The organism is Mitsuaria sp. 7, from assembly GCF_001653795.1.
Taxonomy (GTDB): domain Bacteria; phylum Pseudomonadota; class Gammaproteobacteria; order Burkholderiales; family Burkholderiaceae_C; genus Roseateles.
In genome coordinates this window covers 1,467,119-1,482,084 of record NZ_CP011514.1, presented here as the reverse complement: position 1 = coordinate 1,482,084, position 14,966 = coordinate 1,467,119, and the positions used below count along the sequence as shown (strand labels likewise).

At 68.1% G+C, this 14,966-nt stretch carries 13 protein-coding genes; 4 read left to right on the top strand and 9 right to left on the bottom strand.

The features are described 5' to 3' along the window. Positions 1–5: 5 nt before the first annotated feature. The 5 genes from ABE85_RS06590 to ABE85_RS06570 form a co-directional block, all read right to left on the bottom strand. On the bottom strand, positions 6–962 hold the full coding sequence (locus ABE85_RS06590; protein WP_067271579.1) for a hypothetical protein: 957 nt from the start codon (positions 960–962) through the stop codon (positions 6–8). 4 nt (positions 963–966) lie between these two features. Then, positions 967–1,323, bottom strand: coding sequence for a DUF4150 domain-containing protein (locus ABE85_RS06585; protein ID WP_067271576.1), 357 nt, complete (start codon positions 1,321–1,323; stop codon positions 967–969). Further along, positions 1,313–2,710 carry a DUF2169 domain-containing protein gene (locus tag ABE85_RS06580; protein WP_067271572.1) on the bottom strand — a complete coding sequence of 466 codons (1,398 nt, stop codon included), beginning with the start codon at positions 2,708–2,710 and terminating at the stop codon, positions 1,313–1,315. Before ABE85_RS06580 ends, ABE85_RS06585 begins: the two co-directional genes overlap by 11 nt. 14 nt (positions 2,711–2,724) lie before the next feature. After that, positions 2,725–4,812, bottom strand: a complete 2,088-nt coding sequence (locus tag ABE85_RS06575) for a type VI secretion system Vgr family protein (protein WP_067271569.1) — start codon at positions 4,810–4,812, stop codon at positions 2,725–2,727. A gap of 167 nt (positions 4,813–4,979) precedes the next feature. Further along, positions 4,980–5,342, bottom strand: coding sequence for a hypothetical protein (locus ABE85_RS06570; RefSeq protein WP_067271566.1), 363 nt, complete (start codon positions 5,340–5,342; stop codon positions 4,980–4,982). A 164-nt stretch (positions 5,343–5,506) separates the two neighbouring features. On the opposite strand from ABE85_RS06570, the gene ABE85_RS06565 reads away from it, so the two are divergent. The 4 genes from ABE85_RS06565 to ABE85_RS06550 all read left to right on the top strand — a co-directional run bounded on the left by ABE85_RS06565 (position 5,507) and on the right by ABE85_RS06550 (position 8,098). Further along, positions 5,507–6,007, top strand: a complete 501-nt coding sequence (locus ABE85_RS06565; RefSeq protein ID WP_067271563.1) for a hypothetical protein — start codon at positions 5,507–5,509, stop codon at positions 6,005–6,007. Positions 6,008–6,093: 86 nt separating this feature from the next. Beyond that, complete coding sequence (locus ABE85_RS06560; protein WP_067271560.1) at positions 6,094–6,540, top strand: hypothetical protein; 447 nt, start codon at positions 6,094–6,096, stop codon at positions 6,538–6,540. Between the two features lie 128 nt (positions 6,541–6,668). Continuing rightward, positions 6,669–7,394 (top strand): hypothetical protein, encoded by a 726-nt coding sequence (locus ABE85_RS06555; RefSeq protein ID WP_231993244.1) that lies wholly within the window; start codon positions 6,669–6,671, stop codon positions 7,392–7,394. Next, entirely contained in the window at positions 7,394–8,098 is a 705-nt protein-coding gene (locus ABE85_RS06550; protein ID WP_067271558.1) for a hypothetical protein, read from the top strand. Before ABE85_RS06555 ends, ABE85_RS06550 begins: the two co-directional genes overlap by 1 nt. 116 nt (positions 8,099–8,214) lie before the next feature. On the opposite strand, the gene ABE85_RS06545 is transcribed toward ABE85_RS06550, so the two are convergent. The 4 genes from ABE85_RS06545 to tssF form a co-directional block, all read right to left on the bottom strand. After that, positions 8,215–8,850, bottom strand: a complete 636-nt coding sequence (locus ABE85_RS06545; protein WP_067271555.1) for a PEP-CTERM sorting domain-containing protein — start codon at positions 8,848–8,850, stop codon at positions 8,215–8,217. Positions 8,851–9,098: 248 nt separating this feature from the next. Continuing rightward, positions 9,099–11,750: a type VI secretion system ATPase TssH gene (tssH, locus tag ABE85_RS06540; protein ID WP_067271549.1), complete on the bottom strand. Its 2,652-nt coding sequence runs from the start codon at positions 11,748–11,750 to the stop codon at positions 9,099–9,101. Next, positions 11,747–13,051, bottom strand: a complete 1,305-nt coding sequence (tssG, locus tag ABE85_RS06535; protein WP_082938383.1) for a type VI secretion system baseplate subunit TssG — start codon at positions 13,049–13,051, stop codon at positions 11,747–11,749. The genes tssH and tssG overlap by 4 nt, the downstream gene beginning before the upstream one ends. Then, positions 13,048–14,964, bottom strand: a complete 1,917-nt coding sequence (gene tssF, locus ABE85_RS06530) for a type VI secretion system baseplate subunit TssF (protein WP_067271545.1) — start codon at positions 14,962–14,964, stop codon at positions 13,048–13,050. The genes tssG and tssF overlap by 4 nt, the downstream gene beginning before the upstream one ends. Between the last annotated feature and the right edge of the window lie 2 nt (positions 14,965–14,966).

Here is a 14,966-nt window from a genome sequence, read left to right as displayed (position 1 = left end):
TGAAATCACTTCTTCTTCGCGGCCTTCATCGTCTTCTTCAACCACTTGTCCCAATCGTCATTGGTGATGGCCGAGAAAGCCTTTGCGGCCTCACTGTAAGCGCCTTTGCAGCCCGGATCAAAGTCGTCGACGTGCTTGAGAAGCGCGTCCGTATTCTCCTTGGCCGCCCGCTGCAGGTTGCCGGAGTCGCGCTTGATGCGCCGTTCGTCGTCGACGATCTGGTTCTGGCGACCACCGTAAGTCTCACTGTGCTTCTGGTGCAGTTTGTCGGGGATCGCGATGGTCGGCGCATTCTCGATGATGGCCTTGATCTGATCCTTGGACAGCACGTCACCGGCAAGCTCTTCCGCTCGCTTCAGGAGCGCGGCCTTGGATGGCACGTGATCCCAGTTGAATCCCGCGTTGTCGTGACTGTCGCGATCCTTGTAAGGGCCCGTCTGGCCGCACTTGGGCTTCGGTTTGGGCTTGCCCTTGAAGCCGTCGTCGCCTTCGTCCTTCGCCTTCGGAGCCTCGTCGGGCTTGGCCTTGGGCTTGGCTTCCTTCCCGGCCAGTTCATCGATCTTGGCCTCGGCCTTCTCGATCGCATCGCGAAGCTTGCGCTGAACGCCTTCCGGAAGATGAGGAAGGATCTCGTCGGCGACCTTGCGGACGCCGGCCGCATAGCGGTCGGCGTTCTTGGCGATCTTGCCCGCCACGGCCGCCTCGCCGGCGATGGGAACAACGCCGATCAGCGAGAGGCCCGCACCGATCCAGTCCCCGCGCGCCACGCTGATCAGCCCGTTGAGGATGTCCGCCGGCGCCCCAAGGCCCGGGATCAACCCCACCACATCCAGGAGCATCTGCAGCGCGTCCAGCTTGGAGATCTCCATGGTCTCCACCTTGACCGCCGCGTTCGCGTCCTCCGCCTTCCCTGCGCTGGCCGCCGGCTTCTGCAGGACGCCCGTCGTGTTGTAGCTTCCCATGCGATCAGCCGCCGTTCATCCAGAACTTGTCACCGTGGCGGACCATCCACTTCTTGCCGGCACGCACCGTGGAGCTCTTGTCCAGCGGCTCGCACTTCTTGCCCACCGTGCCACTCTTGATGCCGGTGCCGCTGCCGGGCGTGTCGCCCGCGCTGCTGGGCGTCTTGCTCTGGTCGAAGACCACGACGGGATTGCCATTGATCTTCACGCTCTTCACGACGCCCGTCGCATCGCTGAGCTGCGAAGTGATCGGATAAGGCACCGGGACCATCGAACTGCCCATCGGCGTCTTGCAGACGTCCGGCGGCATGCTGTAGACGACCCAGCCACCTTCCTTGCGCGCTCCCAGGTTATTGGCCATGAGCCGCCTCCTCCATCTTGAACAGCGGCGCTGTCAGGTCGGTCTCGAAACGCAGTTCGGTCGTCTTCACGCCCATCTCCGCCGACACGCTCGCGCGCCAGACGATAGCGAGTTCCATCGCGTCCGTATCGACGTGCAAGGTATCGATCGCGCACACGCCGCCGAGCATCAGGCCGCTGGCGAGATGGAACAGCACCGACACGCGATGCCCCGGCAGCGCGACGAAGGCGTGACCGCTCGGGCAGAGCGCGGGGGCGATCAGGTTCCCGAGCTCGATGTAGCAGTCGGGCCGCGGAAAGGCGATCTGCTGATCCTGCGGCGCGGCGTTCCAGTACGCCATGTCGAAATCCTTGGGCAGATTCGGCCAGCGCTCCGCCAGCCATCGATCGTCATAGGAACCTGCGCGCTGGATGCGTGGCGTCCAGGCGCGTCCGACCGGACCGAAACCCGCGGGACGATGCGCATAAGCCCTGGCCTGCTCCAGCATCTGCGGCGGCTGCTGACCTGCGGCCTGCGCCGTGATGTCCGGTCGATCGACCGGAAGATCCGGCGCCTCGATCTGCGGCGCGGGCCACGACGTCGGCACCGGTACACGGGCCTCCCGCGACGCGCGTTCCAGATCCGCATGCATCCAGCCGCGGCCCAGAGGATTCAGGAAACAAACCTCGTTGAGCAGCAGTTCCGGCGCCTCCGCATCGCGTCCGAAATCGGGATGCGGCACGCGGCTGCTGCCGCCGTAGGCGAGTTCATACAGCAGCGGGACGCTGGTCGCGGCACTCAGCGTCCGCCGTGCCCACGCGCCCTTGGCGTCGCGCACGAATTCCGACGGCGCATGCAAATGCAAGGCCTTGTCCAGCAGCATCTCGCGGCTGCGATCCCCGTTCGGTCCCGGCGCGCGCAGCCAGCCGTCGATCGCGACGCGTCGCTCCTCCTGCCACGCCACGCGGTCCGCAAAGCTCGTGTCGGGATCCGTCAACGGCGGCACATAACCGGCCGCCGGGTCCGCCTGGGGATGACGCGACGGTTGGCTGACGCGCAGCCGGGCCAACCAGCCTTCGCTCGGCCGTCCTGCCGGCGCATGGCTGGTGCCGGTGACCAGGACGTCGCACTTCGGCTTGAACGGCGCGAGATCGCTTTCCGTGCGTACGCTGCTCAGGCCGACCTCACCGACGTATTGATCCTCGGTGACCAGCGGGGGGGCGCCTTCGTCGATCAGTTGCGGCACCAGGCGCATCGGACCGGCGGTCGTCGGCTGAGCGCCCTCGAGTTGCCATGCCGGCACGAGCTTGTAGACCGTGCGTACCACCACGATTTCATGCTCGCGGTCCTGGGTGTCGATGCCGCGATAACCCGCCGCGCCGAACGGCGTGAGGTTGACCAGTTCCATACGGAGCTCCGACCTCAGTTGAGGTCGATGTCCTTGCCGTTGATCTGCACCGGACCCGACGCGTCGAACAGGAACTCCGATCCAACGATCGTCACCTTGCCGTCCTTCGTCATCGTCAGACTGGCCTTGCCGACGACGAAGCGGATCGCGTCGCCCGCGACCAACTCGTAGGTCTTGCCGACGCGCGTGGTCTTGCTCAACCCTACCTGCTCCGACTGCTGCAGTCCGACCGTCGTGTTCATCAGCCCGCCGACGGTCGTCTGATAGGCCGCACCGATGGTCAGGGCCTTGCCCAGTCCGATCGTCTCGGCCTTCGCCAAGGCGATGGTCTCCGTTTTCACGCCGCCGATCGTCACCGACCGATTCGACCCGACGCTGATCGTCTCGTTGATGCCGACATCTTCGGTCCGGTTCATCCCGATCGAGATCTTCTCGTCGAGGTCGACGCGCTCGGTGCGGTTCTGATGGATCGTGATCGTCTCGTCCAGGTTCACCGTCTCCGTGCGGTTGCCCTTGACCAGCGTCGTCTCATGCCGGTCGATCGTCTTGGTCCGGTCCCGCCCGACCCAGTGCGTCTCGTCGTTCTCGACCTCGATGTCCTGGTTCTTCTCCGCGTGGATCCACAGCTGCTCGTCGCCGTGCTTGTCCTCGAAGCGGATCGCGTTGGCGTTGCCGTAGCTGCCGCCCTTGGTCGAGCGCGTCAGGAAGCCGCTCTGCGTGGCGTTGGCCGGCAGGTCCCACGGCGGCAGGTTCTCGCCGTTGTAGGTGCGCCCCATGATGATGGGCGCGTCCGGGTCGCCTTCGATGAACCCGATGATCACTTCCTGCCCGATGCGCGGGATATGGATGCCCCCGAAGTTCGAGCCCGCCCACGGATGCGCCACGCTCACCCAGCACGAGCTGCGCTCGTCGCGCTTGCCGCGGCGGTCCCAGTGGAACTGCACTTTCACCCGGCCGTACTTGTCGGTGTGGATCTCCTCGCCCGCCGGACCGCTCACGATGGCCGTCTGCGGCCCCGCCACCAGCGGCTTGGGGGTGCGTCGCGCGGGCCGGTACTGCTGCGCCGCCGGGATGCAGCTGAAGCTGCAGCGCAGCCCCGTCTCGCCCGAGCCGGCCTCGTTGGCCGCCTGGCTCAGGCTGATCTGCGTGCCCGTGATCAGGTACTGCGCGTTCTCGGTCTCGCGCGGATGGCGCGACAGCGACAGCAGATGCCCCGTGCTCACGCCCTGCGCATTCGTCGTGCCGTCGTAGGTCTGGAACTGCGTCTGCAGCTCGTCCAGGCGGTCCTCGACGTACTGCGAGCCGTCGCCCGTCTGGATGTAGCCGCCCGGGTAGTCGAAGATCTCGCCGTCGGACAGGTCGTAGTTGCGCGCCACGCTCTGGTCCGTCTCCAGCGACGTCGACGGCCGCTGGAAGTCGTAGTCGGTGATCACGACCTTGCCCGGCTTCACGCACTCCGCGCTGCCCCAGGCCTGCACGTACTCCAGCGCCGGCGTGGCCTGCGCCCCCGAGCCATAGAACGGCAGCGACTCGCAACCCGGGCGTGCATCGTGTCCGCTGGCCGAGTCGCACAGCACCACCTTGTGGCCGCCCTCGTCGTGCTCGACGTACCAGTAGATGCCTTCGTGCTCCAGCAGTCGAGCGACGAAGTTGAAGTCCGTCTCGCGGTACTGGACGCAGTAGTTCCAGGTCCGGTACGGGCGCAGCAGCTTGAACTCGTAGCGCGCCACCGGGTGGTCCTCGAAGACCTGCTTGACGATGTCGGGGACCGACAGCTCCTGGAAGATCCGGCAGTCCGAGGTGCGCGACAGCAGCCACAGCCACGGCTTGAGCTGCATCTCGTAGACGCAGTGCTTGCCCTCGAAGCCGCGTTGCGCGAAGCGCGTCACGTAGCCGCTGAGGTATCGCGGCGCGTCGTCCCGCAGCGCGATCGTCAGCGTCGCGGGCTTGCCCAGCAGGTCCGAGGCCTGGATGTCCTTGCGTTCGCTCAACAGCGTCAGCGTGGTGTCTCCGGCGTCGCTCAGACCCTCCCGCGATACACAGCTGTGCACGCGCAGGGTCTCTTCAGGCAAGGCGGTCTTGAGGCGGAAAGGAGAGGCCATGGCACCAAGGGTCAGGTCGACACCCGGAGGCTAGGGATCACCCGCGATCACCACAACGGTCGAAAGTCACTCCGACGGTTCGAAAGCCTCAGGTGAATTCCGCAGAATTATCAGAATGGCACCCCACGGGGGTCAGGTCCTGCCTGCCTGACGGCCTTAGCCGCACGTCAACCGCGGACTTCGATCGACAGATCGCCCAGCCTCCGATCGACGTAGAACTCAACCTCGCCCCAAGGGAATCGGGCCACCGCTCGGGACTGCGCCGCCATCTCGGGCTCGACACCGGTCTTCTTGACGAAGCGCTTCACCATCCGCGAGGTCAGGATCGACTCCGGAAACTCCTCCTCGTCGAACAGCACGAATGCCGCAGGGGCTCGGCCACTGCGGGCGTCGATCACCAGTTTCGCCGAGAGGTCCAAGTACCGGACCGGCCCACCTTCCAGACCCGCCACGCCCAACGCGCCAGCTTGCCAGACGAGCTTTCCGTCGACGGTGACACGTCCGTCGATCACATCGATTTCCAGGTTCATGGGTCGAGCTCGCTGCCGCGTTTTCCTGAGGTGTTCTCAGGCGCGCACGATAGGACGCCCGATCACGCAAGTCAGCGGCGAAGGTCATTCCGGGCGAGAAACGCTCGATACTCCGCTCGCTCGCCAATCGCCCACTACTGCTTGCCCAACGCCTGAAGCGCGCCATGTCCCTCCTCCGCCGCGTCATCGCCTTCGCCGTCCTCGCCGGCTGCGTCTGGACCTTCCAGGAGAGTCGACGAGGCACCTTCGGCATGGTGGGCGGCGCCTTCGCGATCATGGCGGTGATCATCGGCATCCTGGCGCTGGCAGCGGCGATCTTCAACCTCAAGGTCTTCGGTGATAGGCAGTGGGAAGACAGCGGCTTCGACAACTCCGTGCTGGGTCAACGGTCCGGCCGCGTGTTCGGCGTCTTCCTGGCCGTCATCTTCGGCGGCGCGCCGATCTTCATCGCGATCCGCGGGCTGGCGCGAGGCGTGATCCCGCCGCTCTGGAGCGCGCCGGACCTCGTCGCTGCGCGGTCACCGATGATGTTTGTGCTCTGCGTCGCGCTCTGGCTGAGCATCGGGATGGCGCTGTTCGTGCTGATCATCAAGGGCACGTGGCTCGCGAAGTTCGGCGGCGAGAAGACATCTGCACCAGCAAGCACGCCACGTCGGCGGCGATGATGGGGGAGTCCGCCTGCGCAAGACATGGCACCCGCGCCGACGCGCGTCGTCCTGGAAACCTCAGCCATCGACCCAGGAACTCATTCATGCCCCACTTCGCCCGCCCACCCCGCATCGCCGTCGCGCCGTTCGCCGCCTTGGCCGCCAGCCTGCTGCTGACCGCCTGCCAGAGCTTCGGCACACGCGAGTTCAGCCTGCCCGATGGCAAGGACCAGGAGGTCCGGGAGATCTTCGCGGCCTGGGCCGTCGAGCATGGGCTTCGGCCCTGCGCGGAGCACAACCTGAAGGTCGACGACGCGGACAGCTGCTTCGGCGGCCGCATCGAGCCGATCTCGGTCACCGCGGTGGCCCTGCCCGATGGCGATCGTTATTCGGTCCGCATCAGCGTGTACGCCATCGGCCTGGGCAATCTGGGCGTGATCAAGCAGCCTGCCGAGCAGCTTCTCAAGCGTCTGGAATCCCTCTTCGAACCTGGCCAAGTGATTGTCCGCGGGCTGCCGGCGCCGATGCCGACACGGCGGATCAACGGATAGACGGGCCAGGTCTTGCCCTCTGAGAAACATCCCGTTGCGAATTCCCGCCTGGGCAGAGGCCAAAGTCACTTCGGCCCGACCGTCCCGCCCGGTACCTTCGGGTCCATCCGCATTCTGAAGAGGCGCCGATGCCTGCTGCACGCATTCCCGGACCCCTGGGCGCCGGGGCCAATACCCACGAGATCGACGACGGCACGATGATCCGCGCCGCCTCGCCGCTGGTGTCGCCGGTCGGCGCCGCGCCCCGCGCCGAGAAGGCCGCCGCCATCGACGACGACACCCGCGCGCTGGCCGCCGTCGCCTACGGCGAGGGCTCGACCGGCAACGTCTACGAGGAGATGGCCGCGATCGCCAACGTGCTCGTGCGTCAGCAGAAGGCGCGCGGCTTCGCGACGATCAGCGCGTTCATCAAGACGGACAAGACCTTCGCGTTCGCCGCGCATGACGGCAACCAGCGGCACAACAAGCTCAAGAAGGCCACTGCGGAAGAGATCGCCGCGGACACCGGCATGAACGACGCCGTGCGCGGTGCGCGCAACGCGCTCAGCCCCACCGGGACGGACTACGCCAACGGCGGCTACTTCTGGGACGGCGCCGACATCAAGTCGAACTACGACAAGCACCCCAAGGTCAAGGCCGGCATCCACATCACCGATCCGAAGCACAACATCTACGACATCAAGGACAAGGACGTCCCCGGTGAAGAATGGTGGCGCAGCGCGGCGGGCGCCAAGACCAAGCTGCGCGGCAAATGGGATTACAAGTACGAGTCCACCGCCGCGTATGGCGGCACGATCTTCTGGAAGTACAACGACGACTTCGTGAAGGCCACCAACAACAAGGTGTACGACTGATGCCTCGCCTGTCCCGACTGCCGCCGATCGCGGCGACCGCCCTCGCCGTCTCGCTCTTCACCGCATGCGCTGCGCATGCCGATGCCCTGGTCAAGAACGCGACCGAGCTGCGGGATCTGCTGCGCGGCACCGCGACGCCCGCAGCTTTGGAACCGATCAGGACGGAAGGCTGGTGCGGACCGCAGGGCTGCTTCGTCGACGTCGGCGAGCTGCGCCTCGACCGCGACAAGGGCGGCTTCGCCAAGGCGCCGGGCGGCAGGCAGCTCGTCCTCGTCGAACACAAGGCCATGGGCGGCGAGCCGCTGCCGGACATCGACTGGACCTCGACGGACGCCTACCGCGTGACGGCCGGCGGCCAGCGCTGGGGCAGCTGCCTGGAGTTCACGCACACCGGCATCGGCAAGAGCGGCGTGTACCAGCGCTGGAGCAGCGTGGTGCTGGTGCCGTTCAGCGGCGGCAAGCCCGCCGGCACGGCGCATCGCTTCGTCGGCTACTGGGCCGGATGTGATTCGCTGCAAGCCGGGTCGACGCAGGGTCAGGTCGTGCTGCCGGTCATCGAGCGCGGCGAGCCGACGGCGGCTAAGCCCTTGCGGCTCGTGAACCAGCAGTGCAGCGCCAAGGGCTGCGAGGGGCAGATCGACCGCCGCGTCATCGGCGGCGATCCCACCGGCGAAGACGGCTCGCTGTCGATCACCGCGCGCTGAGCGACTGCCGCCGTCGATCCGGGACCGCACGTGAAAACGCCCGCGAGCGCGGGCGTTCCTTCAACCGCCTGACGGCGGCGGCGTCGGACCGTCGGGTCCGACGATGACGTCGGCGATCAGGCCGACTTGCGGCGGCGCACGACGCCGACCGCCGCCAGCGCCAGACCGGCCAGGGCCAGCGACGCGGGTTCCGGCACGGCGTTGCCTTCCAGCGCGAACGCGGCGCTTTCGCCGTTGCGCAGGGAGGCGCCTTGCTGATACAGCACGCCGCCCGCATTGCGGTAGCCCCACACCGCCAGGTTGGTGTTGTAGAAGCTGGCGTAGTACGTACCGGCCGCCAGATTCAGGTGGAGCAGATCGTCGGTGGTGGCCGTGGCCTGGCCGCCGCCGAGGTCCGTCGTCGTGAAGTCGCTGGCGCCCAGCGTCTGGCTGAACACCTGCGTGCCCGGCAGGCCGTTGCCGCCGAGGCTCCACACCGAGAACGTCATGCCGCTGTTCCAGTACTGGCCCACGTTGTAGATGTTGACGCTGAAGCCGGTGATGTCGCTGGCCGAGTTCAGCGTGAACTGGTCGAAGACGCGGTAGCTGCCGCCGCAGCCCGAGCACCACGGCGAGGTGGCCGAGTTGCCGGTGAGGCTGGGCAGCGACTGGAACACGACGTCCGCGGAAGCGGTCATCGGCAGCGAAGCGCAGGCCAGCGCCACGGCGCCCAGGGACAGACGGGCGGTGGTGATCATCGAGCGGAAGGTCATGGTGTTGTCGTTTGAATGAGGTTGGAACCAACCCACCCATTGCACCGACCGTGCCACCCGGAAAATTCCCAGCCGCGTCAATGACTTAACGCAGCCGTGCCCCTTGCATCAGTGACAAGCTGTAAAGGAGTTCGACACTTGTTCATGGGACATAGTTCACGAATCGTGGGCATGCCGCTTGAAAAGTCCGATCCCTTTGCCTAGCGGCGAGGCGCTGCGCCGCCGGCCGGACACCCTTCCTGTCGCCCTCAGTCGAACGCGTACGCGAAGTCCCCGTCCTTCACCGCCAGCTCGACCTTGGTGATCGCCTGGCCGTTGGTGACACGGGTGAGGTACTCGCGGCTGATGCGCGGCAGCACCGTGTTCGTGAGGATCGCGTCGACCACGCGGCCGCCGCTCTCCACCTCGTTGCAGCGGCTGATGATCAGCTTGACCACGTCCTCGCCGAAGGTCAGCGGCACGCCCAGGTTCTCGCCCACGCGCTTCTGGATGCGGCCCAGCTGCAGACGCACGATCTGGCCCAGCATCTCCTCGCTCAGCGGGTAGTACGGGATCGTCACCAGGCGGCCCAGCAGCGCCGCCGGGAAGATCTTCAGCAGCGGCTCGCGCAGCGCCTTGGCGATGCCGTCCGGCTCGGGCATCAGCTCCGGGTCCGCGCACAGCTTCATGATCAGGTCGCTGCCCGCGTTGCTGGTCAGCAGGATGATGGTGTTCTTGAAGTCGATGTGGCGGCCCTCGCCGTCCTCCATGCGGCCCTTGTCGAAGACCTGGAAGAACAGCTCGTGCACGTCCGGATGGGCCTTCTCGACCTCGTCCAGCAGCACGATGCTGTAGGGGCGCCGACGCACCGCCTCGGTCAGCACGCCGCCTTCGCCGTAACCGACGTAGCCCGGGGGCGAGCCCTTGAGCGTGGAGACCGTGTGCGCCTCCTGGAACTCGCTCATGTTGATCGTGATGACGTTCTGCTCGCCGCCATAGAGCGCCTCGGCCAGCGCGAGCGCCGTCTCCGTCTTGCCCACGCCCGAGGTGCCCGCCAGCAGGAACACGCCGATCGGCTTGCTCGGGTTGTCCAGCCCGGCGCGCGAGACCTCGATGCGTTTGGCGATCATCTCCAGCGCGTGGCGCTGGCCGACGACGCGCTGGTTCAGCGTGTCCGCCAGCTGCAGCACCGCCTGCACCTCGTTGCGCACCATGCGGCCCACGGGGATGCCGGTCCAGTCCTGCACCACAGCCGCCACCGCCTGTTCGTCGACCTGCGGCAGGATCAGCGGCGCATCGCCTTGCAGCGTCGTCAGTTCCGAACGCAGGCCGTGCAGCTCGGTCAGCAGCGTCTCGCGTTCGGCCTCTTCCGGCGCGCCCTCGCCGTCCTTGCGCAGCAGCGCGTGCAGTTCCAGCACGCGGTCGACCATGCCCTTTTCCTTCAGGTGGCGCGCTTCGAGCTCGGCCTTGCGCGTCTGCGCCTCGTCGAGCTGCGTCGCCACGCGCTGCTTGCGCTCCGCGACGTCCATGCCGATCGCGCCTTCGCGGCCGATGATCTCGCGCTCGATCTCCAGCGCCTGGATGCGGCGCAGGCAGTCCTCGAGTTCCGCCGGCGTCGCATGCTGGCTCACCGCCACGCGCGCGCAGGCCGTGTCGAGCAGGCTCACCGCCTTGTCGGGCAGCTGACGCGCCGGGATGTAGCGGTGGCTCAGACGCACCGCCGCCTCGATGCCCTCGTCGAGCAGCGCCACGCGGTGGTGCTTCTCCAGGATCGAGGCCACGCCGCGCAGCATCAGGACGGCCTTGTGCTCATCGGGCTCAGGCACCTGCACGACCTGGAAGCGCCGGGTCAGCGCCGGGTCCTTCTCGATGTGCTTCTTGTACTCGGCCCAGGTCGTCGCCGCGATCGTGCGCAGCTTGCCGCGCGCGAGCGCGGGCTTGAGCAGGTTGGCCGCGTCGCCCGTCCCCGCCGCGCCGCCCGCGCCGATCAGCGTGTGCGCTTCGTCGATGAACAGGATGATGGGCTTGGGCGAGGCCTGCACCTCGTCGATGACCTGACGCAGGCGGTTCTCGAACTCGCCCTTCATGCTCGCGCCGGCCTGCAGCAGGCCGATGTCGAGCATGTATAGCGACACGTCCTTCAACTGCGGCGGCACGTCGCCCTGCGCCAGGCGCAGCGCGAAGCCTTCCACCACGGCCGTCTTGCCGACGCCGGCCTCGCCCGTGAGGATGGGGTTGTTCTGGCGGCGGCGCATCAGGATGTCGACGATCTGGCGGATCTCTTCATCGCGGCCGGCGATCGGGTCGATCTCGCCGTTGCGCGCGCGCTCGGTCAGGTCGACGGCGTAACGCTTGAGCGCTTCCTGCTTGCCCATCGCGGCAGGCGCGATGGCACCGCTGGCATCGCCCGGCGCGGCACCCGGCTCGGCGGCGCGCATCGCGCGTTCGGGCGAGCCTTCGAGGATCTGGTTGAACTTCTCGCCCAGGTCGTCGACGTTGATCTTCTCGAACTGCTTCGAGACCGACAGCAGCACGTTGCGCATCGACGCCGTCTTCAGCAGACCCAGCACCAGGTGGCCGGTGCGCACCTGCTGGTCGCCGAACATCAGCGAGCCGTAGACCCAGCCGCGCTCGACCGCGTTCTCGACCCAGCTCGACAGGTCGGTGACCGAGGTCGCGCCGCGCGGCAGCCGGTCCAGCGAGGCCATCAGGTCCGTCGACAGCTGCGCCGCGTCCAGCCCGTAATGCTTGACGATGCGATGCAGGTCGGAATCGGGCGTGTTGAGGATCTGGTAGAGCCAGTGCTGCAGCTCGACGTACGGATTGCCCCGCAGCTTGCAGAACACGGTGGCGCCTTCGATCGCCTTGTAGGCCAGCGGGTTGAGCTTGCCGAAGAGGCTGGTGCGGGCGATTTCAGTCATGACGATGCTCCCTGTGATGCCGGCGGCGTGGCCCGCCCCTTCACCCGCTGATGCGGATGCAGGTGCAGGTCGCCCCGGTCGTGACGATGCGGACGGCCGCCCGAGCGGCCCGTCCAGGAGGTGAAGCCCAGTCGCGCGTTGCCGCTGAGCGCCGCGGCGGGCACCTCGTCGCGGCGCAGCACGGGCTGCAGCTCCCATTGCAGGTTGTGGCCGACGTACTGCCGGATCCAGTCGTTCAGCGGCCGCCACGCGTCGCCGTCGGGCAGGAAGCCCTCGTACTGGCGCAGCGTCAGCGGCCCCAGGACGACGCGGAAGCGGTACTGCCGGTCCCAGGCCTTGTTGCCCGCGGAGGTGTTGCGGCCCAGGCGCGGCAGCTCGCTGCCGATGCGCTCGGGCCGCTGGCGCGCGAAGCCCAGCCGCGTGCGCTCGCCGTCCTCGACGGGCAGCCAGTGCGGCACGTGCTGCTCGATGCGCACGGGCACCTTGAAGTGGGACGACAGGATCTTGGCCAGGCCTTCCGGATGCTGCGCGCGGCCGCCGTGCAGGCCGGCCTGGAACAGGCGCGCCGTCTGCGGCAGCGAGTCGCCGGGGCGTTGCGCGCCGTCGAGTCCCGTCGCCGCGCCCAGCCACGCCGCGTAGCGGTCGGTCGCGGGCCGGTCGTGCTGCACGGCGGGCTGCGACTGCGCCCACGCGCGGTAGAAGTGCAGCAGCAGGCGGTGATGGAAGACGTCGAGGAAGCGGCTCAGCGTCGGATCGCCGCGCTGGTGCAGCCGCTCGCGGGTGTACTCGGTCAGGTGCAGCGGCATCGGCCCCTGCGGTCCGAGCAGGCCGAAGAAGCGCACGCCCAGCCGCGGCGCGGGGTTCTGGCCGCGCGTCAGGCTGGCGAGCGCCGCCGGCGCGAAGTCGAGTTCGGGCTCCTGGCCCAGACGGATCGCCTCCTGCGACGGACGCAGGCCGCGACCCAGCCGCGGCACGTCCGGCGTCAGGCCCTCGATGCGTCGCAGCAGCGCGAAGAAGTCGAAGGCCCAGGGTGTGGCCTCGACGCCCTCGAACAAGGCACGCAGCGCGGCATCGCGCTCGTTGCGCTTCTCGGGCCGGCGCGCGAGCAGGGATTCAGGCGTCGGTTCGGGCGTCGGCTCGACGTCGTCGTATGTGTCGTCGGACTTGGCGTCGGCCTTGCCATCCGACTTGCCATCGGACTTGCCATCGGACTTGGCGTCGGACGCCTGCGCGACAGCGCCGCCGCCGGACTCTCCGGTGGCGTCGTCGTCGGGGGTCGAGCCAGGCCCGTGGATGTTCATCCGCGGTCCCCGTCGCGTCCGTTGGCGCGGTCGCTGCGTCCTTCGGCATCGCCGCCGATGCGCGGCGCCCAGCGCTTCACGAGGCCGCGCTGCGTCGTGCGCAGGCTCAGCTGCGTGAAGCTGTTGATCGCCGCGTGGCGCGTGAAGTAGCGCTCCAGCACGCTCGCGAAGAGGAAGGTGCTGTGGCCCTGGAAGGCGTGCTCATCGAGTTCCAGCACGATCTCGGCGCCGGTGCCGAAGCTCAACGGCCCGGTGAACGGCAGGCGTCGCACGACGGGTTTCGACTCGACGGCGCGCACGCCTTCGACCTGCCGCAACCAGCCGGGGTCGCCCGGCGGACCGTACAGCGCGAGCAGACGCCGCAGCGTCGCGGCCGCCTGCGCGGGCGGCTCGTCGCCCCACGGCAGTTGCTGCTGCGTCAGCAGGCCGACCAGACTCCAGCCCGCTTCGCCCGCCGGTTGGCGATTGACCGGTCGCGTCGGGCCGTGCACCGCATCGACCTTGAGCACCGGACCCGCCGCATCGAGCCGCCACACACCGGCGCCGTTGTGCGGCAGCAGCATCGGCAGGTCGCGGTTGGTGACCAGCGCGGAGACCGACAGCTGTCGGATGTCCTCGCGATACGGCGCATGGCGCGGATCGACCAGCGAGAGGAAGACCTCGTCGCCGATGTAGCCGGTGCGCGGCCCCTGCTCCTTCTGGCGCGAGGACATCAGCCGCGGCTCGCGCCGCGCGGTGTAGAAGCCGGGCGCGTCGGGCGGCGCCTCGTGGTACGTCGCGTAGAGCGGCTCGAAGCCCTGCTGGCCGAGCGCACCGGCGCCATAGCCGGTGACGGACTGCAGGCTGTGGATCTCGTAGTCCATCGGCCGGGTGCGGTCCGGCACGACGTGGTACTCCCAGCTGCCGGTACCCAGCTGGATGCGGTCCAGCCGTTTCGGGAACAGGTTGATCGCCGGCGTGCAGTGCAGCGAGACGCTGTCGACATCGACCATCGCCTCCAGCGCGCCGTCGCCGCGGGAGAAGAACAGCACGATCTCGAAGGAGGTGCCGTCGATGCGCGCGAGGCGGTCGGCGAGTTGATCGACCTCGAGGAACAGGAAGCGCCGCGGCATCGCGGCGAGCTCCTGCATCAGGCGGCTGCCGGAGAAGTTGCGATGCGTCTCGGGCAGCAGCGTCTCGTCGGGCGCGAAGCCGACCGGACGGATGCTCGTCGCGGGTCGCCACTGCACGGGCACGGCGGCGGCGTCGATGCCGTCGCCGGTGACGTAGGTCCCCAGCGGCGCGCCGAGCGCGAGCTCATGCAGGCGGTACGCGACCTCGTCCGGCGCGCTCAGGTACAGCGCGAGCCGGTCCAGTCCGAGTTGCCGCACGGGGATGCCGCCGCCGGTCTTGAGCTTGAGCCGCACGCCGCCGCGGCTGCCGGCCGCATCCGGCAGGCGCGAGACCGGCAGGTCCGGCGCATGGGTGAAGTACTGGACGTCGTCCAGCGTCAGCGGCCACAGCGTGACGTCATGGGCGGTGCGGAATTCGCAGCGCGTGTCCTGCCCGCGCGGGATGGCGGACTGCAGCACGCTGCCGCGCGGCACGGGATGGCCCTTGGACAGGTTGGGGTCGGTCGGATCGACGCTCAGGCGCGCGATCATCATCGACGGGATGGGCGCGAGGAAGTTCGGGTAGATCGATTCGAGCAGGTGCGAGATCAGCCGCGGATGTTCGGCGTCCAGCTTGAGCTGGACCCGCGCCGACAGGAAGGCGAAGCCCTCCAGCAGCCGCTCGACGTAGGGGTCGGCGACTTCGGCGTCCTCCAGCCCGAGCCGGGCGGCGATCTTCGGGAAGTCGCGCGCGAACTCGGCGCCGACCTCGCGCAGGTGGGCGAGCTCGTCGTTGTACAGGCGCAGCAGGCGCGGATCCATGT

Bases quoted from the DNA above. Each gene is read 5' to 3' on its own strand.
- ABE85_RS06590 (WP_067271579.1), bottom strand. From the start codon at position 962: ATGGGAAGCTACAACACGACGGGCGTCCTGCAGAAGCCGGCGGCCAGC.
- tssH (WP_067271549.1), bottom strand. From the start codon at position 11,750: ATGACTGAAATCGCCCGCACCAGCCTCTTCGGCAAGCTCAACCCGCTG.
- ABE85_RS06560 (WP_067271560.1), top strand. From the start codon at position 6,094: ATGCCCCACTTCGCCCGCCCACCCCGCATCGCCGTCGCGCCGTTCGCC.
- ABE85_RS06545 (WP_067271555.1), bottom strand. From the start codon at position 8,850: ATGACCTTCCGCTCGATGATCACCACCGCCCGTCTGTCCCTGGGCGCC.
- ABE85_RS06580 (WP_067271572.1), bottom strand. From the start codon at position 2,710: ATGGAACTGGTCAACCTCACGCCGTTCGGCGCGGCGGGTTATCGCGGC.
- tssF (WP_067271545.1), bottom strand. From the start codon at position 14,964: ATGGATCCGCGCCTGCTGCGCCTGTACAACGACGAGCTCGCCCACCTG.
- ABE85_RS06570 (WP_067271566.1), bottom strand. From the start codon at position 5,342: ATGAACCTGGAAATCGATGTGATCGACGGACGTGTCACCGTCGACGGA.
- ABE85_RS06550 (WP_067271558.1), top strand. From the start codon at position 7,394: ATGCCTCGCCTGTCCCGACTGCCGCCGATCGCGGCGACCGCCCTCGCC.
- ABE85_RS06585 (WP_067271576.1), bottom strand. From the start codon at position 1,323: ATGGCCAATAACCTGGGAGCGCGCAAGGAAGGTGGCTGGGTCGTCTAC.
- tssG (WP_082938383.1), bottom strand. From the start codon at position 13,051: ATGAACATCCACGGGCCTGGCTCGACCCCCGACGACGACGCCACCGGA.
- ABE85_RS06575 (WP_067271569.1), bottom strand. From the start codon at position 4,812: ATGGCCTCTCCTTTCCGCCTCAAGACCGCCTTGCCTGAAGAGACCCTG.
- ABE85_RS06555 (WP_231993244.1), top strand. From the start codon at position 6,669: ATGCCTGCTGCACGCATTCCCGGACCCCTGGGCGCCGGGGCCAATACC.
- ABE85_RS06565 (WP_067271563.1), top strand. From the start codon at position 5,507: ATGTCCCTCCTCCGCCGCGTCATCGCCTTCGCCGTCCTCGCCGGCTGC.